Origin of the sequence: Longibacter salinarum (genome assembly GCF_002554795.1) — a bacterium.
GTDB classification, from domain to species: domain Bacteria; phylum Bacteroidota; class Rhodothermia; order Rhodothermales; family Salinibacteraceae; genus Longibacter; species Longibacter salinarum.
This window is the reverse complement of the sequence record NZ_PDEQ01000009.1, coordinates 1-24,291: the sequence shown is the minus strand read 5'-3', so window position 1 is coordinate 24,291 and position 24,291 is coordinate 1. Positions and strand designations below refer to the sequence as shown.

Here is a 24,291-nt window from a genome sequence, read left to right as displayed (position 1 = left end):
GGTCGGCGGCTATCCTTCGATGGTTAGCGCCGCCGGACGGATCGTGCTCGTCCAGCGCGTTTCTTTGATCGTGCGTGCTTCGCCCAGCGGCGTGATGGCACGCATTTCCACAAAGATCTGTCTCGTGTTCTCGAGGTTGGTAATGGCGTTGCCGGGGGACTCGAGCAAGTTGAAGGTGAGGCGCGTCAGGATGCCTGTGCTCCGTCCGTCCACGACGCCATCCACCGTTCGCGTGAAATCGTAGACCGGCAGGCGAGCGCCTGTAGAGAGTGTCACGCTGTCGACTTCGGTCCACTGGTACTGAATCGTACGTGGCGCCGTCCCACGTTCCTGTTGCGCGTAGAACCGGAAGGTTCGGGTGGTACTGGCCGTGTCCGGGGCGGCGATGATGCCGAATGTGGCGCCTCCCGGGAAGGAGTACAGGCCGCTCGATGATGTCCCTGGATGCTGGGATCCCATGTTTTTTAGATCCGACTCGATCATCTCGATGATGTCGGCAGCAGTCGTTCGTGCAGCACGATATTGCGTGGCGTCCATCGACACCTCCTGCGACCGCATCTGCACCGAAAAGAGCGTTACGGCGATAAACGCCGCAATCACAACAGCCGTTAAGTATTCAATCCAGATACTCATGGCAATCTGTTATCGCGAGCAGGGAGGCAGATGAGATTAGGGTAACTACGGCGTGGTCGTGATGCGCTCGTACGTAAAAATGCGCGACATCTCGACCTGTAATGGATTGCTGCCAAACTGATAGTCGGCAAGCGAGATTGTGAGATTGATCCGCTTGGCGAACGTCTTCGATGCGGTGGCGACGGTCGGATTGTTCGGGTCCACGTACTCTACAGCCACATCGATGGCGTAGCGCAAGCCGTCGCGTTCGATGTCGAGTTGGAGCCCGTGGAGATCGTCGACATCATCGCAAGTTTCGGGGCGGGTCGGATTCTGAATCCGCTTTTTGCCCATGTTGATATCGTCCGTGTAAATCGCAGCGGAGCACCCACCCCAGCCATCGATTCCCGTGCTCGGGGCCGCGGTCGTTGACGTGAGCTCGCCGGTCTGGCTCGTTGTGATGATCGGGAAAATGGGGGGCTGAATGTGCCAGTTAGACTCATTCACTCGCTCGTCGAACCAGTAGTCATCGGCATGGTCAAAAACCTCGTCTGCGACACCGGTGACCTGCGTCATGATCTCATTGCTCAGCATGCGCTGCTCGGACTGAGCCGACATCCGCATGGCACTGAGCGCCAGGACACCGACGAGCATCACGGAGATCAGGGAGTAGAGAAGATGCATGTGAGGTGCGAGTTGTGAGTGATGAGTTGTGAGGGCTGGGGTTGCGTGGCGTCCTTTGGGTGGGGTGTTAAAATTTAAGAGGTAGGGCGGCTGGGGCATGCCAACCTGCACATCCTGACCCTCAAATCCTCACACTCTCATGCCTCTTGCATCCAGCGGTAACGCTTGAATCGGCACCCATTTCGAACTTCGCATTTCGAACTTCGCATTCCAAATTTCGCATTCCCCCTTTCCCTCATTCGGTGGACACGACACGGATCATTTCATCAATCGAGGATTCTCCGCGCTTGACGACTTCGCGCGCAGAGGCCTGCAGCGTCAGCATGCCTTCGGCGATAGCGGTATCGCGGATCGCGTCTTCATCGATCGAACTACCGGCCTCAACGATGAGGTGGCGGATGGCGCGGGAGAAGTAGAGCGCTTCGGCGATCGCCTGGCGCCCCTTGTAGCCCTGACCGCCGCACGTTCGACAGTTGGGTGAATGCCCCGCACGGTAGAGCGTCATGCCGGCAATCTCTTCATCCGTAAACCCGAGTTCGCGGAGAAGCACGCGGTCGGGGTTCGACTCCACCTCGCGACAGGTCGGGCAGAGCTTGCGGAGTAGTCGCTGTGCAACGACGAGGTTGATGGCGTAGCCGATCAGGAACGGCTCGACGCCCATCTTGAAGAGGCGGCTCACGGCACTCGGCGCGTCGTTTGTGTGCAGCGTCGAGAAGGTCAGGTGACCCGTGTTAGCGAGCTTAATCGCGAGCTCCGCCGTCGGACGGTCGCGCATCTCACCGACCATAACGACATCGGGGTCGTGGCGCAGGATCGAGCGTAGGGCGCTCTCCAGGTTGAGCCGCGGACCGAGCTTGATCTGGCGCGCACCGCGAATGATGTACTCGACCGGATCCTCGACCGTGAGCACATTTCGCTGCGGACTGATGACGCCGTGCAAGGCCGCAGCGAGCGTCGTGCTTTTGCCCGAGCCGGTCGGCCCGGTCATGATGACCATGCCGTGCGGCTGGCTGACGGCTTTCTCGAATCGCTTGAGCGCGGTCGGGTGCAGGTTGATCGCGGAGAGGTCTGTGAAGACCTTCGAGTCGTCGAGAATACGGATGACGATGCTCTCCGACTTGACCTCGCGGTCGGCCGTCGCAATTGGCAGGATCGACACCCGGAAACGAATGAGCTTGTTGTCGACGTTTCGCTGGATGTAGCCGTCCTGTGCAGCATCGCGGTCGAATCGGTCGACGTTCATGCAGCGATCTTTGACGACCGCGAGCATCGACTCCGGGTGGACCTTGTCCTGGGTGTGCCAGAGCTTTAGCACGCCGTCGACTCGCATGTGGAATTCCGTCTGCCGCTGCTCATTTGGGAAGATGTGCACGTCAGATGCGCCAGCACGTACGCCCTCGACCAGCGTCGCTTCGAACAGGTTAATGAGTGCCGACCGGTTGATCTCTGCTTCGAGCTGATCTTCGTCGATCAGGCGAGATCCCTGTTCTTCGTAGCTCGCGCCGAAATCGAATGCCTGTGCGCTCTCGTCGGCCTCGATCCGCTCGAGGTACTCGTTGCGGCGGGGGAAGAGCTCATCCAGCAGGTCGGCAACTTCCGCTTCCGGCGCGTAGCGTAGCTCGAAGTGCTGTACGCCTGCCTCCTGCATGAGGCGGAATGCCTCGGGCTTCATCGGGTCGTGCGTGGCAAAAACGAGCTTCTTGATCCCACGCTGAGCGTCCTCCTGATGGCGAAGCGGCAGCAGGCGGAAGGCAAGCATCCGATCCTGCTGGTCGGGGGTGAGCGACTCCACCGTCTGCTTCACGAACGCCGTGTTGATGGCATCCGGATCGATTGCTTCTGCCGGAAAGGCGTAGGTCGAAGCAGCCGTGCGGAAGACCGCGTCACGGTCTACCCGCGGATGCCGGGCCAGCACGCGCCACAGCATCTCACTCTCTTTTTGTTTCTCCCAGAGGTCGACGGCCTCGCGGGCATGCAGAACAGAGATGTCGCCGCTTTTGAGAAGCTGCATCACGACGCGGTCGCGCTGCGCACTCTGCGGCAGTCGAGAGAGATCTAGCGATTCAGCATCGTTCGGTGGTTTCGAGACACTTGGATTGTCACCGTTTGCGACCCGGTTTGACGTGTCTTGAGGCAGAAGAGGGCTGGGGGCGTGCTCTACGCCATTGCTCGACACAGATTCGTCCGCATCGGGCGTCGAATCCTGTGACGTCGCTTCCGCGATGTCGAGAATGGTGCGGAGACGGTAGTTGGTCGGTTCCATGAGAGGAGGCTAATCGGTGCAGGCGAAGGTCGATTCCAGCAGTTCGTGCGATGGGTTATCGTTGGAACATGATGTCGGAGCTGCTCGGCTGGATCAGCGCCGATTCGGCCGAAATAACCGTCAGGAGGCCAACCATCAGCGAAATGATGATGGCCACGCCCGTCTTGATGGTTTCCACCGTCTGCTCCAGCTTGAGCGTCGTCTCCTTTTCGTAGAACTCCGCCATTTCCTCTGCACTTTCGCGGACGGCGCCCGTCTCGGACCCGGAGCGGAAGCGGGCAATCGTCATGCGGGTAAAGACCCCCGACGCCTGCATCGCCTCGATGAGGTCGGTGCCGCGCGCCATCATCATCGGCACGGTGATCGTTTTGACCTGGTGCTCGATGTACGAATTGCCGGTAGCCTCGGCGGCGATCTTCATCACCTCCTCGTTCTCGCCGGCGCCGCTATAAAGAACAGCAAACACGCGGCAGAACACCTCTAGGTTGAGCTTATGCAGCAGTGATCCCAGGACCGGGATCTGGATCATGTACTTGTGTATGATAAATCGACCGCGCGTAGTACGCGACCACGCCACGCCGGCGATGGTGATCAGCAAGAGAAGGCCGGTCACCCAGATCCAGTTGGCATCCATCCACGACGCAAAGTCGAGCGACATCTGCGTGAGCGGAGGTAGCGTGATGTTGTAGTCCGCAAAGAGCCCGGCGTACGCGGGAATGATGTACCAGATATACCACACGAAGGCGGCGATCGTCGCGATGAGCGTGATGGCCGGCGTAATCAGGGCGCTCCGAACGCTTTTTCTGAACTCGTCTTTGCGCTCGAGATATCGAGCCGTGGACTCGAACATCGCCGCCATGTTGCCACTCGACGCGGCCAGGCCCAGCATGTACGCGGTGAATTTGCCGAGCACGTGTTGGTGCTTCATGAAGGCGTTCTGGGCATTCATCCCGCTCTTCAGATCCGACTGCAGATCGCGCATCATCTGGCGCAGCGGCTTGCTCGACGAGTCGGCCGCGAGAAGCGTCAGGATCTCGTCGAATGGAAGCTGGCGCCGGAGCATGTTGGCCGCGAGCCGTACGAACATCACGATGTCCGTGCTCGACGGCTTCATCTGGAAGTCGAGCAGCTTCCGCTCCACCTTGACGACCTCCAGCCCCATGCGCTCCAGAGCGGCCCGGACCTCGTTGGGGTTGTACGCCTTTTGCTCGCCGGATGCGATGGACCCGGACGCATCGCGCACCTTGTACCGATACGTACGACGTTGCTCAACCTCGTCGGTGCGGAAACTATGTTTGTCGGAGAGGTCGTCGATGCGCTTGTTGGCAGCGCGTTTGCTCGGCGCGAACACGGTTCCGCGGACGGGTTCACCCAGCGTGTTAACACCACTAAATCGGTATTCTCGGACAGCCATGACGGCAGGGAGTGGAGATGCAGGGGGCGTGACAGGGCGGTCGAACGACCGACGCCGGCATGCAGTCAAGCGGCAAGCCGGGGTCGAGCGTCGGAACGACAACAATGCGGTCCCCGGGCAGGGATGCCCCGCTGCGGGGACCGCACGTCGCTTTGGGTGACTGAGAGAAAACTCCTCACTCAGCGATTACGGGGTTGTACCTCCTCCAGCGGGAGTGCACGTTGCGGTCTGATTCGTGGCCTGTCCACCCAGTTGCGTGATGGCTCCAACAACGTTCTCGTCTGAGAGACCGCAGACTTCCACCGTAACGATATTCCCTTGCTGCGTATTGGTGGCTGTAATCACGCCAGCTGCGAGTTCGTAGCTACCATTTAGATTTTCGTAGGTTGTGCCGTTTGCGGACTCGTATCCCATCAGGCGGAAATCTGCACCCGTGAAGTCCGCGGGGTCGGCGGCGGCCGTTGCATCGACGGAGCCCTGGCCGCCAAACGGAGCGGGCTTCTGCTTCCAGGCCTGGAGATCATTCGCGATGCGGACGGCATCCTGCATCATGGCGTCGGCGTTCGACTTGATCGAGTTCTCCGAGAAGGCACGGATGCCGACGACGGTAGCGAGTCCGACGATAACGGTAGCGAGAACGAGGAGGATAAGCTGCTGCTGTCCCATGGTTGATTGTTGCTATAGATAAGAGAGGGGTTGAAAGCGCTGGAACTGAGCGGGGCCTGCGTTGGGGCGCTGCCGGTTAATGGAAGCGCGTCTCCGCCCGGGGGCGGTTGATGTTTGACATCCCCGGAGCGGGGAGGCTGCCTCAGCAGCGCAGCACCATTCTACACCGACGCCACATTCGGCTCAAAGCATGATTGGCGATCTCTTGGACGTAATTATCGCGCGTAAACCGGTGCGTGTAGACGCATCGACAATCGTATATTCTTCCCCCGTATATCATCCTGTGGCTCTGTTACATGCTCCGGATATCCATTACCAAAACCTGAAATCGCCTTGCAGCTGACCTGGACCTGGTTTTGTTAGAGACGATTCCTGCCTGATGTATTTTGGTTTAGGTATATAGTTGTTGTGCTTGGCGTCTCTGGATCGGCGTTTTTGCGCCATTAATGGGAAAAATGAGCCTGAGGCAGAAGAGGAAATAACCATGTACGGTTTGTGGGGACGGCGATAGGAGGTGATCATAGAAGCCTGTCTGGATCAGGCTTTTGCATCGTCCCTTCCGCTCGTTTCCGCTCTGTCATTCGCCATGACTGTTTCGTTCTTGCCGTCGCGCGTAGCGGCGAAGGCTTGCGCGCTGCTCGTCCCTGTTTGGGTTCTGTTCTTGTGCACGAACGCGCCATCCGCCCACGCTCAGCAGCGAGCGATCCTCGATCCAAGCTTCAGGGGCGGGGCCGTAACGACCGATGTGGCCGGAGGGGCAGACGTGGGATACGCGCTGGCGCTGCAAAAAGACGGTAGTGCTTGGGTCACAGGCCGCGCATTTGAGGGGCAGGGAGGCGCGAACCTGCTATTGCTGCGGTATCGCGAGGACGGAGGTCTCGACCCGTCGTTCGGAAGCAGCGGCATGTCAACCGTCGATCTCGGACGTTCTGAGTATGGACAGAGCGTACTGGTGCAGGCGGACGGCCGGATTGTCGTCGCCGGCGTTTTCGAGGGCGGAGGAGATGAGCTCCACAACATCCTGGTCGTGCGTTTTCGCCCGAACGGTGAGCTGGATCCGACCTTCGGCACCAACGGATCTGTCGTGATTGATCTTGGCGGTACAGATGTCGCTCACGCCGTATTCGAACACAAGACGCGAGGGCACACCCGGCTGGTCGTAGCCGGAACGCGAAACGAGCAGATCGCTCTGGTTGGACTCCGTGCAAACGGTCGCCGCGACAGCACCTTTGGTCGAAACGGTGTCGTGACGACAGACCTCCCCTACCGCGGTCATGTGGGCCGTACCGTCGTGCAGCAACCAGACGGACGGATTGTCGTCGCGGGAGCCGCTGGTCGGAGCGAGAACGGGACGTTCGATCTGGTTCTGGCTCGTTACCGCGTAGATGGACAACTCGACCGCTCCTTCGGCCGCAACGGGGTGGTCACAACCGCCGTATCCGGACGCGTCGATCTGGCACAGTCGGCCGTTGTAGGTCCGGACGGCCGCATCGCGGTGGCTGTTACGGTTGTGGGCGGAGTGACATCCGGCGCGGGCCCGGTCGTCGATACATCTCCGACGACAGGCGGCCCCCGTGAACCCGGCGGTTTCGAGATCGACGACCCAGGGACGTACCATGCCGTCGTATTGCGCTACCTGCCGGATGGCCGACTCGATCCGGCGTTCGGGACAAACGGAACCGTGCGTATAGCGGCGGAGGGAAGTCACGTAGCGCGGGGTGTCGTGCGCTCCACGGATGGTAGTCTGTACGTCGTGATCGGGCGGGACATCAGTGCCGCGTCGCCTTCATCGGGCCGATCAGCCTCTGGACGCCACGAACTGCGCGTTGTGCGCATCACACCCGACGGTGCGGTAGACCCTGACTTTGTCTCCGACACATTCACTGTTCAGGCGATGTCCGGCTGGCGTGGGACGCAGGCTGTGGCGGCTCGAGACAACACGATTCTGGTGATCGGCTCCGCGGTCGGTGAGCATCGTGGTGGCGAGCACCGGGCGCCGGACGTTCAACTGATTCGGTTTGCCGTGATCGACCGGGACTGGACGATTCTTCCGACTGGGCTTTACGTACCAATTCGGCTGAGCGAGAATGGTCCACCACGCCGGATCCCTGCCCCCGTCGACTTTGGCCAGTGATCGATCGGTTGCGCGGGTTCAGGGGCCCGTTCTCGGGTCGGTTCATGCGAAACGATGCGTCCAGATCCAAGCCGCTCCCTCAGGCATCGGTCGCCCAATACATGCATGAGGACGGACGGTAGGTGTGGCGCACCGCATATCGGTTTTTCTCCCGGTCCCCTCATCCAGACCCGTGTTCGGGTGTCGCGACTTGGATGAAGTGTGTTGCGTCACATCAAGCACACAGAGCGTCATTTTCCTGTGCTGTTTACGGAGCGAATTCCTCCCCCTTCTGGTAGACCTCTCCGTACCTCCGTGATTTCTTCCGTTATGATGTATCGCTCGGGGCGTGCCCACCTGCTCGTCCTTCTTCTTACCTGTCTGATCGGAATTGGCACCCTCTCCGGCTGCAGCCTCTTCGACGATGATCCAGCCACCGCCACCATTAGCGGACAGGTCGTCAACGACGAGGGCGTTCCCCTGTCCGGTGTCGCAGTGACGGCGCAGTTCGACGACAGCCAACTCCGCAAGTTTACCGGTGACGACGGTCGGTACACGTTCGAGTTTGAAGTTGACGAAGCTGCTTCGGTTGACGTAACCGTCACCGTGCTCGTGGACGGCGAACCAGCTGGTGAGTCGGTTGTGACGGTGACCTCGGACGAGCCGACCAAGTCGAACGTCAACTTTACGGTTTCTCTGGATGATGGCGAAGGGCCGGTCGCCTCGGAGCCGTCCGGTCCGCTCTCTCGTCTCGTCCTCTCCGGGTCGCCGGACCCGGTCATTCGCGTTCAGGAAAGTGGAGGGCCGGAGACGGTTTCTCTCACGTTCGTAGGCGTTGATTCGCTCGGGCGCTCGGTCGATGCAAATAACACAGCCACGGTCCGTTTTCGCTTCGGCCAGAATCCGGGCGCAGGCCTCGAGGTGAATCCGACGGAGACGCAAACAAATGCGCGCGGCGAGGTGACCGCTGTGGTATCGAGTGGAACCCGAAGCGGTGTTGTCCAGCTCATCGCCGAGGCCGACGTGGGCGGTTCGATCGTCCGCTCGGATCCCGTCCGTATCACCATCCACGGCGGGCTCCCGGACAATGACCACTTCACCGTCGGACCCGTCCTGCGCAATATTCCAGGCCTCGTTCGTTCGAATGAGACGACAGACATCGAAGTGATCGCTGGCGACCAGTACGGGAATCCCGTCGTCCCGGGTACGGCGGTGTACTTCACCACGGATCACGGGCTGATTGACGGCTCCACCGAAACCGACGACCAGGGGCTCGGGGACGTGATCCTACGATCGGCGAATCCGCTGCCGCTGGACGATGGCATCGTCATCGTGACGGCCGAGACGGCCGATCGTGACGGAAACAGAGTGTCCGGGCAGACGCCGGTCGTGTTCTCCGGACCCACTCAGGTGTCCGTAAATCCGGGTACGGCGAACTTCGGAAGTTACAGTCTCACCGTCTTGGATCCGCTTGGCAATCCTCTTGTCGGTGGATCATCGGTGTCGGTTTCTGTCCAAGGCGAAGGGGCGGAGGTTGCCGGATTCACGAACACGACGATCGACGACACGGGCGTTACCGTGACCGATTCAAATGGAGATGGCCTACTGCAGTCTTCGGAAGTATCTGTCATCACAGGGTCGGGCATCACGGAATTTCCCTTCGTGGTGACACGTGATCCGGATTCGGCGACGCAGAATGTTGAATCGATTACCATTCTCGTGTCGAGTCCGAACGGGAACGTAGAGGTGAAACTCTTCCCGTCGGGCACCACATTCGCGACTGTGAACGGCGAGCCTGTTAATACGGAAAAACGCGCGGGCGGCGTCGTGCACGTGACCGCCGAGGTCGTGCAGTAGGCGAAGTATACACAGGGTCGTCTACCATACGTCACCCCGACGGGCCCATCGTGGCCGGTCGGGGTGACGTGCATTTTGGTCTGTTCTCTTCCCGCTCCGCTACTGTTTCGCTTTCACACCGAGTACCTCGAGGAGTGCGTGGGCTGCGGGCGCCGACGATGCGGGGTTTTGTCCGGTCACGAGGTTGCCGTCCATGATGACGAACGACTCCCAGTTCTTGCCGTGTTCGAAGCCCGCGCTGACCTCTCGAAGCTCGTCGGCAAGGGAGAACGGAACGACGTCGGCGAGACCGACTGCCGCTTCCTCAGTATTGGTAAAGGCTGTCAGCGTCTTGTCGCCGAGGTATTTCCGCGCATCCTGCTCCGACAGGCTGGTGAAGACCGCCGGGCCGTGGCAGACAGCGCCGATCGGTTTGTCGTTGTCGAAGAAGCTGGAGAGGAGGGTTGCGGCCGTGTCGCTCGTCGCCAGATCCCACATCGGGCCATGCCCGCCAGGAAAGAACACAGCGTCGTAATCGGACGGATCGATGCGGTCGAGTCGCTTTGTTTTATCGAGTCGGTTCTGCGCCTCCGTGTCGGCCTTGAACCGTTCCGTCGCTTCCGTCTGGGCATCTTCCTCGTCGGACGTCGGATCGAGCGGAGGACGTCCGCCCGCCGGGGAGGCCAGCGTCACGTTCGCGCCTGCATCGACGAATGCGTAGTACGGTGCGGCGAGTTCTTCAAGCCAGAATCCGGTCTTGTTACCGGTGTCGCCGAGCGAATCGTGCGACGTAAGAACCATCAGGATCGATGGAGTTGACGAAGATGTGCTCATAAGATGGAGTCGTTTAAAAGAAAAACCGTTCGACCGACCGGGCCGGCCTGCTTCCGTGTGTGATTCTGGAATGACTGGTATGGAACGACCGTTTCGTCGTTGCGGTACCTACACCACGAACAGGGGCGAGATGTCTCGAATGTTCATACGATTCGGACGTCTTTGCGAATGCCATTCGAGACTGACATCTGCGTCCCGTTCGACCGCTTGTGCTCATGCAACCAGTGATTGCTTCCACCTATGCCGCGCACCAAAGAGTTCGACCCTGACGCTGTGCTTGATCGTGCGATGTGCCAGTTCTGGGAAGAAGGGTATGAGCGGACCAGCGTTCAGGATCTCGTAGAAGCGACAGGACTCAGTCGGTCCAGTCTGTACGAAACGTTTGGTAACAAGCACGAGCTGTACCTGGCAGCCCTAGATCGGTATCGGGACCGGGAGACCAAGCAGCTCGTGGAACGGCTTGAGGACGGCTCGTCGCCTCTGTCGTGCATTCGAAGCGTGTTTGAAGACGCACGGTCTGCCTGTGCAGGGGATGATGGGCGAGGCTGCTTCGTCGTCAATGCGACGGTCGAGCGCGCCCGGTGCGACGAAGACATCGGGCGGCGCACCGCGGCGAGTCTGCAGGGGATGGAGAATGCCTTCGCCATGGCGGTGCGGAGGGGACAAACAGCCGACGAAGTTGACGCCTCCCTCGACCCGGTCGCGGCGGGGCGGTTCCTCGCCAACGCATATCGTGGGATTCACGTTACATCGCAGCTTCGCCCCGACCGCGCCGTCCTCGACGACGTGATCGATGCCACGCTGTCGGTGCTGACTCCGTCGTGAGGATTGGCACATGGAACGAAAACGACGGGAGACCGAACCGTTACGTCTGGTTTTGGAACGACCGTTCCTGTTTGAGGTAGCAGGCACCGCGTTATCGGATGGTCTCGTCGATGGCGTGTTTTCGTTTCGAATCTTAAGACTGAATAGCACAAATTATGTCATCCCCTCTCTTTCGTTCGCTCCAAGCTGGTGACCTTTCCCTTCCGCATCGTGTGTTGATGGCGCCTCTGACCCGGAATCGTGCGGGGGAAGGCAACGTGCCGGGAGAAATGAACGCCGAGTACTACCGGCAGCGTGCCTCTGCCGGCGTTATCATCACGGAGGCGACGCAGGTCACGCCCCGGGGGCAGGGATACCCGCGCACGCCAGGCATTCACAGCGACGAGCAGGTGGAGGGCTGGAAGCTTGTCACGGATGCTGTGCACAAAGAAGACGGGCGCATCGTGCTCCAGTTGTGGCACGTCGGGCGGATCTCGCATTCGTCCTTCCACGGTGGAGAGAAGCCGGTTGCACCGTCGGCCATCGCGGCCGAGGGCGAGACGCTCACGGCCAACATGGAGATGAAGCCGTTCGAGACGCCGCACGCGCTTGAGACCGACGAGGTTGAGCAGGTGGTCGAACAGTATCGCCGGGGAGCCGCACGGGCTCGCGAGGCTGGATTCGACGGCGTCGAAATTCACGGGGCGAATGGATACTTGATCGATCAGTTCTTGCGCTCCGGCTCGAATCAGCGAACGGACCGGTACGGCGGATCGGTCGAAAACCGGGTTCGTTTCCTGAAAGAGGTCATTGAGGCGGTCGTCGGCGAATGGGGCGAAGGTCGAGTAGGACTCCGGCTCTCGCCGCTTGCCAGCTTCAACTCGATGTCGGACGACACGCCGGTAGAAACCTTCACCGCGGCCGCACAGGCGGCACAGGACGCGGGCCTCGCGTATCTCCACCTCGTGGAGCCGTCCGAGCCGAAGCCTCCCATCAACGGTGAGGACGAGGTCAAGGCTGTCTTCACTGCCATCCGCGAGACGTATGAAGGCGTCCTCGTTGGAAACGGAAACTACGATGTCGAGGGCGCAGAGGAGGCTATTGAATCCGGCTACGCTCAGGCCATCGCATTCGGCCGTGCGTTCCTCGCCAATCCGGATCTCCCGCGCCGACTGCGCGAGGGGCTTTCGCTCAACGAACCAGATCCAGACACCTTCTACAATGGAGGCGAGAAAGGATACACCGATTATCCGACGTGGAATGAAATCCAGAACGGACAGGCGGATCAGGATACGCTCGATCGACTCGCCGACCTGGAAGCTCGTGGATGATTTCCGACTGAGTACGTTCCACGTGAGGGTACGCTGGACTTAGCCCTGCACCGCGTAGTCGCACAAAAACGCCCGCCCCGGTCAAGAGCCGGTGGCGGGCGTTTTGATATCTTGAACCGTGGTGAGCGGCGTTAAGTGGTTACTCGGGCTCACCCATCGTCACGATCTCTGTCGCGAGGTCGCGCAGCTCACTGTCGAGATGCGAGGCCACGATTCCGATGCCGCCGTCGGAGACGAACTCTTCAACCATGTCGATCGTCGCGTCGGTGGTGGCGCGGTCGAGCGAGCGCAGCGGTTCGTCCATCAAAAGAACCTTCGGGCGAGCGATGAATGCGGCACCGATCTGGACCTTCTTGAGCATTCCGCTCGAGTACGTGCCGAGGAGGTTGGCACGCCGCTCGTCGAGACGAAGCCGATCGAGAAGGCCGCTGACCTGGTCGGTACCGTTCGCGCTCCACGTATTGCGGCTGCGGGCGACCCATTCCAGCAGCTCCACGGCCGTCAGGTGCTCCGGAAGGCCGGCCTCGGCATGGACGACGCCGACGTGCTGCAGGTAACGGTAGGGGGAGTCGTGGACGTTCAGGTCGTCGTACCGGACCTCACCGGCCGTCGGGTAGGCGAGCACCGAAAGCATCCGTAGCAGCGTCGTCTTGCCGGCTCCGTTCGGCCCGACGAGCATCGTCAGCGTGCCGGGTTCGAACGTGTGCGACATCGATTCGATGACGGGCTCGTGCTGGCCGTACTGCTTCGTGACGGAGTCGAGGACGAGCATAGAGCAGAAAAGGGGCGAAGGAAAATCCAGAGAGTCGTTCGAGAGCGCGTGTGCGGCCGCTACCGGAACTGGCGCCGGGTGCGGCCTTCGACGGCCAGCGTCGTGAGTCCGGCGGCGACAACGGCTGCGATGAGGTTGATGACCGCCCAGACGCCCAGGCTCGACCACGGCATCGCGTTGCTCACCGTGGCGACGACGGCCAGGCTTGCGAGGAGCGGAGCCATCCATCGGAGGTTAGCAAGCGTGCGCGCGCCCCACCAGTGCATCGGCGAGTGAAGCGTGAGCTGTAGCGTGGGAGCCGACATGCGTTCACCGGCAAGCAGTCCGATTACGCCATTCTGAAGGCCGACAATTAGCAGCAACGTCGAGGTGATCGCGGCGGTGGCGGCTTCCTGAGCGAGCAGGATCCAGAAGACCACGTGGCCGAGGGCGACCAATCGGCCGAGCGGAAGGCGCCGGTCGAGTTGCCGGAGGCTCATCCACGCTGCGGGGCGGAAGCGGTGAGGAATCCAGTATAGACTGCTAATCTCGACCGGTTCGCGCGTCGACGGCCCGACGGATCCGCCGCCGAGCACCTCATCGTAGAAGGCGTTCGTGTGATAGTAATGTCGGTCGAAGGCCAAACGGTGACGCAGGATCCGCACCGTACTCCAGATCAGGAAAAGTACGCCGGGCAACCACGCGAGGGCAGGGGCTGCGCCAAAGAGTGTCGCCCCCACGAGCACCACGATAATACCGGCGCCGAAGCAACGGACCGTGGCAAAAAGTGCCGGGACGAGGCCCATTGGAACGTCGAAGCCGTAGCCCGACTGCTTCACGGACTGGTACCAGTCGCCCCGTTTGCCTTCATGCCACTCCTGCGAGACCGCACCGATGGTGGCGTATACGTCGAAGGAGTACAGGCCGGTGGCGAGGACAACGCCGGTCGCCTGAAACGCGAGACTGAGCTTTGCGCCGAGGTGGGCCATGGGCGTCGCGGTGTCGAAGAACGCAAGCACCCACACCGGCAACACGAAGAGAGTGAGCACCGCGCCCCACCGTTTCAACTGCTGGCTCAGGAGTTGTAGCGGCGTCCGGTTCAGGAGCTGCATTACCGGCGCGTTCGGATCTGGAGCCAACACGTTCGGTGCGGCCACGGCGAAGACGCCCGCGGAGAAAAGAGCCCACATGCGGAGCCCGACACGTCGACCGTCGATCGCCACGTCCCCCGCGAGCAGCGCGGCGACGTAGATCATGATGCCGAGCAGCAGCGCATAGGCGATGCGGCTTGTGGCCGACGATGCCTGACGGGTCGGAGGCGGAAGGTGAGGGGCAGCGTCCACGGGCGAAGAGACTCTCAAAGGGCGCTCGAGATCGGACCGTTGGACGGTTTCTGGCACTACATCTGCATGATCTGGTGCTGGGTCCAACGTGAACAGCAAAGATATACGGTGCTCGTGGCACATCCAACCATTCACCTTGCTGTAAGCGTGAAGACAGAACGCATTTATCGAAACACGCCGCAGGAACACCCGGATACGATCGACACCAGGAGATGTCGTTCATCGAATCGCATTCCGTTCTGAAAAACGTTTGCCGGATGCGTACGTTATGGATTCTGGTGTCACCCCCCGGTTTTTGCCGGCTCTCTTCCTCAATCTGCTCTCGTCCGACGCCCGATGTCTAGTTCCATCGCCGACCCGCTGTACGAACGTCTTCTGTCGTCGTACCCATCCGGGCAGTCGTATGCTCGGGCTGACCTGCAAGACGGCCCCATGCCCGGAGCCATTCAGCATTTCCTGTCCCAGCTGCTGGATCACCAGATCCGGCACGAGAGCCAGCGCCTGCGCCGTGCGGGGAGTCAGTGGATCGACTACGACGCCCCACAGGTGCATGAGGCGCTGAGTGACGTGCAGGACGTGCTTTCCAGGCACGCTCGCATCCCGAGCGATGAATGGACGGGCGCGCTGCAACAGGCCTGTCGCTACGTGACCGCTTATCTTCTGCAGCCGGCTCCCGTCCTCACTGACTTTGTGTTCGGTAAGCGCGGAGAGGCTCTTCCCCTGGACCGCATTCGGTGGCGGATGAGGTTTTTTCAGCCCTACTCGTATTTGCAGAATGCCGTCGAAGCGTACGCCAAGCGAAAAGGAGTGAGCGAGTTCGATCGATCGACCTTTCTCCGGTTTCTTCTCAAGATCGATGAGCGGCTTACGAGCGACTACTCGCGGGAGCAGTGGATGGATCTGCTGCAGCCGCTTCTCCACCTGACAGAAACAGCCACGGGCCGGGCCGAAATACCGATTCGCCCGTTGCAGTCGTTCTTTGAAGAGAAAGGGCACGAAAAGGCGGTTCATCGGCTGCATCAGCTGGAGGCAGATGGGCAGTCGCGTATCGGAGCCTCCGGGTTGCGTCGAATTCTGAACGAGCAGCGCTCCATCGACGAGCGCGCCCCGGAGGCGGAGCCGCTGCGTCCGAAGGACGAATCCGCACCGTGGGATGACGACGATTGGGGACTCGGGACATCGGCGGCCAGCGAACCCGATGATGGGTCCACGCCCCTCTGGAAACGATTTCAGCAGGGGCCATCCGCATCATCACGGGGAAATGGACACTCAAGCGAGAGCGGCCAGCCCCTCTGGGCTCAGTATCGTCGGGGGCAGCAGGGAGCCGGGCGCCGATCGCAGGCATCCGAAGAGCAGCCGTCGCTCTCTTCTCCGTTCGATGACGCAGAGCCGACGGTCTCTTCGGAGCCGTCCACCCGCCATCAGGCGTCCGATGCCTCGACGACCGGTGCTCAAAATGGGGGATCGCCGGTGCAGATGAGTGCGGACGAGAAAGCAGACATCGAGGCACTCGAGCGGGAGGTATTCGGGAAAAGCAACCCGCCCCAGCGTGGCGTCTTCGTCCGGCAGCTATTTAACGGTGACCTCGACGACTACGAGCAGGTTTTGCTGCGTTTGCAGCACGCAGAATCCTGGAACGAGGCGTCGCAGATCATTGCCCGTGATGTCTTCCGCGCGCATAAAATCAATATCTATAGCGACGCTGCCGTACATTTCACCAACGCCGTCGAGGCGCGCTTCCGGCGCGGATAGAAGATGCCTTTTCACCAGCTTCTGCTGCCGTACGTGAGCGGTGTCCGGCGTCGGGGCTGCGATTTCTGAAATGATCGACGCATCCCCTCACTCCTTCTTCATTGACGCCGTTGGCGCTGAAACCTACTTTCCGTTTATGAATCGTCGTCGGTACGGTCGATCCGCTGCGGAGCCTGCGATGCTCTAGACGACGCCGATTCTGTGACCGCGTAGGCCGTGGAAGAGCAGCCCGCGGCTCGCCGTTTTGAATTTCCACTCCAGACACCCTGCCATGAGCGATTCCGAGCCGCGTACGACGACCGATAGCCCGTCCGATACCGCCCCGTCTGGGAACGGCGTTCCGCCTGATGCCACGCATGAGGAACTTCACGATGACCTTGACCGGCGGCGGGACGAAGCAAAGCTGGGCGGAGGCGAGGCGCGCATTCAGCGTCAGCACGATAAAGACAAGCTGACCGCCCGTGAGCGCATCGACATCCTGCTCGACGACGATTCGTTCGTCGAGATGGGTACCTTCGTTCGGCACCAGGAGTCGGACTACGGACTGGAGGACAACCGCCCGTATGGCGATGGCGTCGTGACAGGCCACGGGACCATCGACGGGCGCCTCGTTTACGTCTTCAGCCAGGACTTCACGGTGTTCGGGGGCTCGCTCGGTCGCGCCCACGCCGACAAGATTGTTCGGCTGATGGAAACGGCCATGGAGAATGGCGCTCCTGTAATCGGGCTCAACGACTCTGGCGGTGCGCGCATCCAGGAAGGCGTCAAGTCGCTCGGCGGCTATGCCGACATCTTCAAGCTGAATGTTGACGCCTCGGGGGTCATCCCGCAGATTTCGGCCATCATGGGCCCGTGCGCGGGTGGTGCGGTATACAGCCCCGCGATCACGGACTTCACCTTCATGGTGGAGGGCTCCAGCTACATGTTCGTGACCGGCCCGCACGTCGTGAAAACGGTCACCCAGGAGGAGGTCACCAGCGATGAACTTGGCGGCGCCCGAACGCACGCGAGCAAGAGCGGCGTATCGCACGTGACGTGTAGCAACGACGTCGATTGCCTGCTCCGGATCCGCAAGCTGATGGGCTACCTGCCGCTCAACTGCGAGGAGGATCCGCCGAAGCAGCCACGCAAGCAGGCCAACAACTCGCTCGATGCATCCGCGCTCGATACGCTGGTCCCGGCGTCGCCGAACAAGCCGTACGACATGCGCGAGGTGGCTCGCCACATCGTCGACGACGCCGACTTCTTCGAAATCATGCCTGACTTCGGTGAGAACCTGATCACCGGCTTCTCCCGTCTCGGCGGACGTCCGATCGGTATCGTGGCCAATCAGCCGGCCGTTCTCGCTGGCGTCTTGGACATCGATGCGTCCATCAAGGGCGCACGATTCGTTCGATTCTGCGACGCGTTTAACATTCCGTTGCTCGTGTTCGAGGACGTCCCGGGATTCCTTCCGGGCACGGATCAGGAGTGGAACGGCATCATCAAGCACGGGGCGAAACTCCTGTATGCGTTCTGCGAGGCGACCGTGCCGCGCATCACCGTCATTACCCGAAAGGCATATGGTGGCGCCTACGACGTCATGAACTCCAAGCATATCGGCGGAGACATTAACCTCGCTTGGCCGACCGCCGAGATCGCCGTGATGGGACCGGAGGGGGCCGTCGAGATTATCTACCGGCGAGAAATCGCGAATGCTGAGGACCCGCAGGCGAAAAAAGATGCCTTCATCGAGCAGTATCGGGAGAAGTTTGCAAACCCGTACGTTGCAGCCGAGCATGGATACATCGACGACATCATCAAACCGAGCGAAACGCGCGAACGCCTGATCCGCGGATTCGACATGCTGGAGAACAAGGTCGTCAACAACCCGCGCAAGAAGCACGGCAACCTTCCCCTTTAACGTACATTCTTTTTCCGTTGTGTAGCGGAAGGGAGATTTTCATTCGGCTCTGGATCATGGGCGGGTCTTGCGGAAGCGGGGCCTGCCCATCCGAGTTTTTGATGGAACCGCAACGATCCTCTCTTCGCTATACAAACACATTTTCATTCAGTATCTTATTCAAAGTAGTGCAGGTTGTCTTCAGGTGAAACGCCGTAAGATGAGATGCTGCATCGCTGTGCGTGACGGCGTCATTTGAAAACGATTGCACACGCCCTCTTCCTCGTGTTACCCCTGTTCGGTCGCCGTGCCTCGCTCTATCAACACTCCCTTCCATTCGTCCTTCGTGTCGGGCGGGCACATGTCCGTATGTGCTGCTCCGGTCGTGTTTGGGCGAAGCGCCGGCGGGGGACATCGGTTTGCACTGGCGGGAATCCTCTTCGTGATGCTCATCACAACGGGGTTTGGCACTGCATTCGGCCAGTCGGCATCGGAACGCGTCTTTCCGCAGGGACTTCCCCATCCGGTCGTCCACTACGATCCGGACGATACGCCCGCCGAGCGGCAGGTGTGGGACATCGCGCAGGATTCCAGCCGGGTGGTGTACGTCGCGGGGAGCCATCGCGGGGTCCAGGCATTTGACGGCGAGCACTGGTTGACCATCCCGATCGACTCAACGGAGGAGGGAGCGGCCGTCGGCACTGCTAGGGTGGTGACGCAGGGACACGACGGCCGGATGTACGTCGGCTCGAATGATGACATCGGCGTGCTGGAGCCGGATGATCGCGGCGTCCTGCGCTTTCGCTCGCTACTTCCGAATCTCCGTGCATCCGATCGTTCGCCTGACTCGGATGGGACCGGCACCGTGTGGTTTGCAGGCGCGACTGACACGTACACGTACTTTCAGACGCAGCGGGCCATTTATCGATGGGATGGCGACGCGCTGGACGTCTGGCGAAGCGACGGCACCTTTCACACGGCCCATCTGGTAGACGGTAGGCTCTTCGTTCGTGACTTCGATCGAGGGCTCCTTGAGCTTGTTGGTGGTATCCTCCGCCCCGTTTCTGGCGGGAATGCGTTCCAAAACCGGTCCATCCATTTCCTTGCGCTTCATCCGAGTGGTGGGATGATGGCGGTGACGGGGTCACAGGGCGCATATCTGGTCAGTGAGGACGGGGCACAGCCTGTATCGATCGAGGCCGACTCGATCCTGCGCACGACGCGTGTCTACGCCGGATCCACCATCCGCATGGGGCGGGGAGAGCCCCTCTACGCGCTCGCCACCCTCGGTCGCGGCGTCATTATCATGGATTCGGAGGGGGCGATCGTGTACCACCTCCGGCCCGGGCACGAGCTTCCTGACGGCGTGGTGAACGCGATTCATCCGGGGATGCAAGGTGAAATCTGGATCGGTTTCAACAACGAGGGAGTGATGCGGCTCGGGGGGCTATCCCGCGTCAAATATTATGGCGAACGATCGGGGCTCCGCGGTCAGATTGAGGCCATCGCATCCCATCGCGGCGAGCTGTACGTGGGTACGGGATCGGGCCTGTTTCGCATGCGAAAACAAGTCGAGAACGCTCTCCCGCTCGAGTCGACTCCGTTTGAGCGCGTGGCCGGTTCGTCCGTCGTAAACGGGCTGACGACGACAAAATGGGGACTCCTGGTCGACGATCTATCACGGGCGTGGATGCTCGGCTCCGACGATGAGCAGATCGACATTCTTCGACGGAATATGCAGACCGCGCTCTTACCCTCAAGCCATCCGGACCAGCTCCTCCTGGCGACCATGCGAGGAGGATTGGTTATTGCCGAAAACAAGGGCCAGACGTGGTCCACTTCGTACGCAGAGAACGCCGACGCCTCGATTCACAGCCTGGCGGAGTATGACGGAGAAATATGGGCGGCCGTCGATCCAGGCACGATTCTTCGATTTCGGATTGATGAAGGGCCTGAGATCAGTGCGGTCCGCCATATGTCCCTGGATCCGACGACGGCGGTCGAGGGCTTTGCGTTCACCGTCGTTGAAAACAATTTACTGCTGGTGTCCCGGTCGGGGATTTATCGGTGGAATGAGGAATCGGGTAGGTTCGTGCAAGAGCACTCGCTCGTGCCAGGAGACAGCAAACCGGTTCGGACATTTCGGTATGTTTCTGACCAAAAGAGAGCATGGCTCGTCGCAGGAGAGCGGTTGTATGCCGGCACTATACCCGAGGGCGACTCAATTCGGCTTGATGCTTTCGAATGGACCCCGGTTTCAGGTCTAAGCTTTCCGGGAAACGAAACGGTGCGTCTCCGCGAGGCATCGTCCGGGGGACTCTGGATTGGCCGCGGAGATGACCTGCTCTTTTACGACCCACAGGATCCAGCCTCTTCTGATGAGGCGCCTCCCGTGTTGGTTCGTCGAGTCGTTGCCGGATCGGAGAAAACCGTCGTACGAGGCAGTCGTGCTGATCGGAGTGCCCCTCTATCGCTTTCGCATTCCATGAACAGTCCCGTCATCCAGTTCGCTGCGCCTAACTTTGATGCCGAGTCGCCTCCGCTCTATCGCACCCGACTCATCGGGCGAAACGCCGAATGGTCCGACTGGTCCCGACGCGCGGAGATCGGCTATCCCCGGCTTCGCGAACGGGTATACCAGTTTGAAATCCAGGCCCGCACCGTGGACGGCGTCACGAGTACATCCTCTCGGCTGGAGTTTATCGTCGCGCCGCCGTGGTATCGTACGACCGCAGCCTACGTGGCGTATCTGCTGATCATCGCGGGACTCGCTGTGTCAATCTGGCGATATCGGGTGGCCGTGCGACGCCGACGCCGAGCCGAGGAGCGGACGAGCAAGACGGAGGCTCAGTTGCAGGCTGAGCAGCAAGTCACGCAGAGCCTGACGAGGGCGAACGAGCGGTTGCGCGAACTGAATCGGATGAAAGAGTACTTCCTGGCCAACACCTCGCACGAATTGCGAACGCCCCTCACGAACATAATCGGCTTTGCTCAGGTCTTGCAGGACGATGTCCCGCACGGGGTCGCGATGTACCTGAAACTAATCGAGAAGAACGGCTACCGACTTCTCCATACCCTGAACGCGGTGCTCGACCTCGCGGGTTTACGATCGGGAACGATCCGTCCCGTGCAAAAATGGGTCGATTTGCGCACACCCGTCAACACGGTGGTGACCGAACTGTCGCCGAACGCAGAGCAGAAGACCCTCGGATTCAACGTTTCGATCCCGGATGACAAGTTGTATGCGTACGTCGACCCTCACTTTGTCGAACGAATTGTCCACCACCTCGTCGATAATGCAATCAAGTTTACGGAGGAGGGCAACGTCGGGGTAGAGCTCTGGCGGGATGACGCCGAGGTGGGGATCACCGTTCGAGATACAGGGATTGGCATCGATCCAGCGTTCATGCCCAATCTGTTCGTCGGATTCGAACAGCAGTCGCGGGGGATGGCGCGGGCATATGAAGGTAGCGGAATCGGCCTCGCCGTTGCCGGACAACTCGTGGACGTGATGAACGGTCGGATCGTTGTTGACTCGGTGGAGGGAGAAGGCAGCAGCTTCCACGTTTCATTTCCTCGGCAAGACCCAAAAAGGGAGCGCGACGAGCCTCCTACCGCCCCTCAGGGCCGAGCAAGTTCAAGTGCATCCACGAGATCCCGTGTCGCAGGGGAATAATTGTAAGGTTGGGCGGTCAGCCCACAAACGGCCTGTAGAAAAAACCGACGTGCAATCGGTAAGAAGAGAATGAGGGCCGTTCTCTTGCGCCGTTAACTTGGAGCATTCGTAACGGAAAGGGCCGTCGTCGTATGATTAACGATGACGAAACCGCCGGTTGTATCTTGAAACTGATGGGGGACGGGCTGGTTGGCGCACTCCAATCTCGAAAAAACATAGGTCATTTTACCACCACTGCGTGTAGTGGGGAAAAGGAAACGTGTGACGTCTCCGATACATGCAGCGGCTTTAAAAAAGGAAATGACACCGTCGCTCTCGTCGTCTCACGCCGTTGTTGGAGAGATCCACAGGTGAGAAGAGCAGATGATGACCGAAACGAAGCCGTTTCTTCGGCTCGCGTTTTGCCGTCAAGGTGCAGCGCGCAGGTCTGTTCATAATACCCTCTTCTCTGAGAGGGAAATGGATGACAAAGCGAACGTTACTGCTTTCAATTGCACTTCTTAGCCTCGCTGTCTCCGCGTGGATCAATCAATCCGCCGTGGCTCCGTCGCACGTCAACCCGGACACAGCGTGGACGTGGATGGATGCACAGACCAATCGGGTCGTGTATGCCAATCATCCGGTCGCTACCGATTCGGTCTCCAAGCAGGAGGCATTTCGTCATATCGAACGCCTGTACCGCCACCAGGCTCGACTGATGTCAATGCAGGCTCGTGGCGACACAGTGAAAAGCCGTCGGGTGCTGGATACGGCCATTCGTGACCTGGCCACATTGATCCGCCGTCCCGGTCTCGCTCATCAGCCCCGGTTCCAGAGCGTCTTCCAGGCCATTACGTCAGAATATCGGGAGGTGTACGGTGTCCCTGATACGCTCGATCTGCCGCGCGGAAGCATTTACGACCTGCGCAAAGGTGTTTTTACGGCAGTCAACCAGTCCGACGACCCGCGTCTGGAGAATGCCCTCCCGTCGGACCTTCGCGAGATGGATACCGACGTTCCGATGACCGTGAACCCACGGGTGAGGGAGGCAATGGCCTTCCTGTTGAAGAATCGGAATTTGCATCTGTATCCGTGGCTTCGCCGGGCGGAGACGTACTTTCCGATGATCGAACACATCTTTGCGGAGGAGAATGTCCCGGATGAACTGAAATATCTCGCGCTGGTCGAGAGTGGTCTGAACCCGTACGCGCATAGTCATGCGAGCGCCGGTGGACTCTGGCAGTTCGTTGCGGAAACGGGCCGGCGTTACGGTCTCACGATCGATCCGTGGGTCGACGAACGTCGCGATCCGGAAAAGGCAACGCGCGCTGCTGCTCGACACCTCCGAGATCTGCATGACATGTTTGGAGGTGACTGGCATCTGGCGCTTGCCGGCTACAACGTGAGTCCAGCCCGGGTGAAGCGCGAGCTGGCGAAAGCGCGCCGCCGAATGCATCGTGAACCGACGTACTGGGACATTTACGATGACCTGCCGGAGGAGACGCGGAATTACGTCCCGCTCTTCATCGCGACATCGATCATCATCTCCAATCCGGCTGCCTTTGACCTGAAGCGTGTTACGCCGGGGCCTCGCTATGCCTTCGACCACGTGCCGGTGGATGCGACGATGGAGCTTGAGCAGGTTGCCCAGCTCGCGGAGGCCGATGTGCAGACCGTTCGCGCCCTGAACCCGGAGCTCCGGGCCGACCGCGTTCCGCCTTCAGACGAGCCGTACTACATTCGATTGCCCTACGGGAGCTATCCGACGTTCAAGAGCAACTTCGATGCTCTCTCGGAAGCAGAGCGCACCTCCCACCTGAAACATGCGGTTCAGACGGGAGAAACCGCGGGGCACATTGCGAAACGGTATCATGTGAGTCGGCCGTCGTTGCTGCAGGCCAATAACGTGCACCCCGCCGAGATTGAGGTGGGACGTATGCTTACGGTGCCTGCGGCGAAGTATCTCGGCAACAGCGAGATCGTCTCCAGTGCCGACGCCCGACCGATTCGCGTTCGCTACGGCAGCCGCGCCACCCGCCCCATCGCGGTGCCGGCGCTTCCAACAGCCGACGCCAAGGACTCGAAGCATAAAGCCGCAAGCGGTCAACTCGCCTCTACGAGGTAGTTCACAGTTCAGAGTTCAGGGTTCAGAGTTCAGGGTTCAGAGCTAGCTACCGGACAGTTTCAGATTTGATACAAAACGGCTGTTGCATCACCGGCGACGCACACGAAGGTTGAGGGTGGACACCCACTCACTTCTCCGTGTGGACCGATGAGCAACAGCCGACGCCTTCAAGATAGCATCGAGCGAGCCATTTGCCAACAGCTTCCTCCACTGCGTAAGACCCGGA

The 24,291-nt window shown here is 60.4% G+C and carries 16 protein-coding genes; 8 read left to right on the top strand and 8 right to left on the bottom strand.

Annotation, left to right across the window (positions count from 1 at the left end; all coding sequences use genetic code 11):
• Window positions 1-9: 9 nt before the first annotated feature.
• The 5 genes from CRI94_RS15210 to CRI94_RS15190 form a co-directional block, all read right to left on the bottom strand.
• Window positions 10-633, bottom strand: a complete 624-nt coding sequence (locus CRI94_RS15210) for a hypothetical protein (RefSeq protein WP_098077776.1) — start codon at window positions 631-633, stop codon at window positions 10-12.
• A gap of 45 nt (window positions 634-678) precedes the next feature.
• A complete protein-coding gene (locus tag CRI94_RS15205; protein WP_098077773.1) occupies window positions 679-1,296 on the bottom strand; it encodes a hypothetical protein in 618 nt (205 codons plus the stop codon).
• 235 nt (window positions 1,297-1,531) lie between these two features.
• Window positions 1,532-3,559: a GspE/PulE family protein gene (locus CRI94_RS15200; RefSeq protein WP_245846222.1), complete on the bottom strand. Its 2,028-nt coding sequence runs from the start codon at window positions 3,557-3,559 to the stop codon at window positions 1,532-1,534.
• A gap of 55 nt (window positions 3,560-3,614) precedes the next feature.
• On the bottom strand, window positions 3,615-4,973 hold the full coding sequence (locus CRI94_RS15195) for a type II secretion system F family protein (RefSeq protein ID WP_098077770.1): 1,359 nt from the start codon (window positions 4,971-4,973) through the stop codon (window positions 3,615-3,617).
• A gap of 186 nt (window positions 4,974-5,159) precedes the next feature.
• A complete protein-coding gene (locus tag CRI94_RS15190) occupies window positions 5,160-5,639 on the bottom strand; it encodes a hypothetical protein (RefSeq protein WP_098077767.1) in 480 nt (159 codons plus the stop codon).
• 586 nt (window positions 5,640-6,225) lie between these two features.
• On the opposite strand from CRI94_RS15190, the gene CRI94_RS15185 reads away from it, so the two are divergent.
• Both CRI94_RS15185 and CRI94_RS15180 read left to right on the top strand, forming a co-directional pair.
• A complete protein-coding gene (locus CRI94_RS15185; RefSeq protein ID WP_098077764.1) occupies window positions 6,226-7,773 on the top strand; it encodes a delta-60 repeat domain-containing protein in 1,548 nt (515 codons plus the stop codon).
• A gap of 294 nt (window positions 7,774-8,067) precedes the next feature.
• A complete protein-coding gene (locus CRI94_RS15180; protein WP_143815431.1) occupies window positions 8,068-9,609 on the top strand; it encodes a carboxypeptidase-like regulatory domain-containing protein in 1,542 nt (513 codons plus the stop codon).
• A gap of 99 nt (window positions 9,610-9,708) precedes the next feature.
• On the opposite strand, the gene CRI94_RS15175 is transcribed toward CRI94_RS15180, so the two are convergent.
• Window positions 9,709-10,422, bottom strand: a complete 714-nt coding sequence (locus tag CRI94_RS15175; RefSeq protein ID WP_098077757.1) for a type 1 glutamine amidotransferase domain-containing protein — start codon at window positions 10,420-10,422, stop codon at window positions 9,709-9,711.
• 240 nt (window positions 10,423-10,662) lie between these two features.
• On the opposite strand from CRI94_RS15175, the gene CRI94_RS15170 reads away from it, so the two are divergent.
• The gene (locus tag CRI94_RS15170; RefSeq protein WP_098077753.1) at window positions 10,663-11,247 is read left to right on the top strand and encodes a TetR/AcrR family transcriptional regulator; all 585 of its coding nucleotides are present in this window, start codon (window positions 10,663-10,665) and stop codon (window positions 11,245-11,247) included.
• Window positions 11,248-11,402: 155 nt separating this feature from the next.
• Window positions 11,403-12,557, top strand: coding sequence for an alkene reductase (locus CRI94_RS15165; protein ID WP_098077748.1), 1,155 nt, complete (start codon window positions 11,403-11,405; stop codon window positions 12,555-12,557).
• Window positions 12,558-12,696: 139 nt separating this feature from the next.
• Here CRI94_RS15165 and CRI94_RS15160 read toward each other — a convergent pair whose 3' ends face one another.
• Both CRI94_RS15160 and CRI94_RS15155 read right to left on the bottom strand, forming a co-directional pair.
• Window positions 12,697-13,329: an ATP-binding cassette domain-containing protein gene (locus CRI94_RS15160; protein WP_098077745.1), complete on the bottom strand. Its 633-nt coding sequence runs from the start codon at window positions 13,327-13,329 to the stop codon at window positions 12,697-12,699.
• 59 nt (window positions 13,330-13,388) lie between these two features.
• The gene (locus CRI94_RS15155; RefSeq protein ID WP_098077742.1) at window positions 13,389-14,651 is read right to left on the bottom strand and encodes a hypothetical protein; all 1,263 of its coding nucleotides are present in this window, start codon (window positions 14,649-14,651) and stop codon (window positions 13,389-13,391) included.
• A 336-nt stretch (window positions 14,652-14,987) separates the two neighbouring features.
• Between CRI94_RS15155 and CRI94_RS15150 the strand changes: the two genes are divergently transcribed.
• From CRI94_RS15150 to CRI94_RS15135, 4 genes are all read left to right on the top strand, one after another.
• Complete coding sequence (locus CRI94_RS15150) at window positions 14,988-16,403, top strand: hypothetical protein (protein ID WP_098077739.1); 1,416 nt, start codon at window positions 14,988-14,990, stop codon at window positions 16,401-16,403.
• A gap of 271 nt (window positions 16,404-16,674) precedes the next feature.
• A complete protein-coding gene (locus tag CRI94_RS15145; RefSeq protein ID WP_098077736.1) occupies window positions 16,675-18,306 on the top strand; it encodes an acyl-CoA carboxylase subunit beta in 1,632 nt (543 codons plus the stop codon).
• Between the two features lie 340 nt (window positions 18,307-18,646).
• Entirely contained in the window at window positions 18,647-21,961 is a 3,315-nt protein-coding gene (locus CRI94_RS15140; RefSeq protein ID WP_098077732.1) for a sensor histidine kinase, read from the top strand.
• 463 nt (window positions 21,962-22,424) lie between these two features.
• Window positions 22,425-24,065, top strand: a complete 1,641-nt coding sequence (locus CRI94_RS15135; RefSeq protein ID WP_098077728.1) for a lytic transglycosylase domain-containing protein — start codon at window positions 22,425-22,427, stop codon at window positions 24,063-24,065.
• The last annotated feature ends 226 nt before the right edge of the window (window positions 24,066-24,291 follow it).

What these genes read in the sequence shown, in the direction of transcription:
- CRI94_RS15210 (WP_098077776.1), bottom strand. Translation starts at nt 633, where the DNA reads ATGAGTATCTGGATTGAATACTTAACGGCTGTTGTGATTGCGGCGTTT.
- CRI94_RS15205 (WP_098077773.1), bottom strand. Translation starts at nt 1,296, where the DNA reads ATGCATCTTCTCTACTCCCTGATCTCCGTGATGCTCGTCGGTGTCCTG.
- CRI94_RS15200 (WP_245846222.1), bottom strand. Translation starts at nt 3,559, where the DNA reads ATGGAACCGACCAACTACCGTCTCCGCACCATTCTCGACATCGCGGAA.
- CRI94_RS15195 (WP_098077770.1), bottom strand. Translation starts at nt 4,973, where the DNA reads ATGGCTGTCCGAGAATACCGATTTAGTGGTGTTAACACGCTGGGTGAA.
- CRI94_RS15190 (WP_098077767.1), bottom strand. Translation starts at nt 5,639, where the DNA reads ATGGGACAGCAGCAGCTTATCCTCCTCGTTCTCGCTACCGTTATCGTC.
- CRI94_RS15185 (WP_098077764.1), top strand. Translation starts at nt 6,226, where the DNA reads ATGACTGTTTCGTTCTTGCCGTCGCGCGTAGCGGCGAAGGCTTGCGCG.
- CRI94_RS15175 (WP_098077757.1), bottom strand. Translation starts at nt 10,422, where the DNA reads ATGAGCACATCTTCGTCAACTCCATCGATCCTGATGGTTCTTACGTCG.
- CRI94_RS15170 (WP_098077753.1), top strand. Translation starts at nt 10,663, where the DNA reads ATGCCGCGCACCAAAGAGTTCGACCCTGACGCTGTGCTTGATCGTGCG.
- CRI94_RS15165 (WP_098077748.1), top strand. Translation starts at nt 11,403, where the DNA reads ATGTCATCCCCTCTCTTTCGTTCGCTCCAAGCTGGTGACCTTTCCCTT.
- CRI94_RS15160 (WP_098077745.1), bottom strand. Translation starts at nt 13,329, where the DNA reads ATGCTCGTCCTCGACTCCGTCACGAAGCAGTACGGCCAGCACGAGCCC.
- CRI94_RS15150 (WP_098077739.1), top strand. Translation starts at nt 14,988, where the DNA reads ATGTCTAGTTCCATCGCCGACCCGCTGTACGAACGTCTTCTGTCGTCG.
- CRI94_RS15145 (WP_098077736.1), top strand. Translation starts at nt 16,675, where the DNA reads ATGAGCGATTCCGAGCCGCGTACGACGACCGATAGCCCGTCCGATACC.
- CRI94_RS15140 (WP_098077732.1), top strand. Translation starts at nt 18,647, where the DNA reads ATGTCCGTATGTGCTGCTCCGGTCGTGTTTGGGCGAAGCGCCGGCGGG.
- CRI94_RS15135 (WP_098077728.1), top strand. Translation starts at nt 22,425, where the DNA reads ATGACAAAGCGAACGTTACTGCTTTCAATTGCACTTCTTAGCCTCGCT.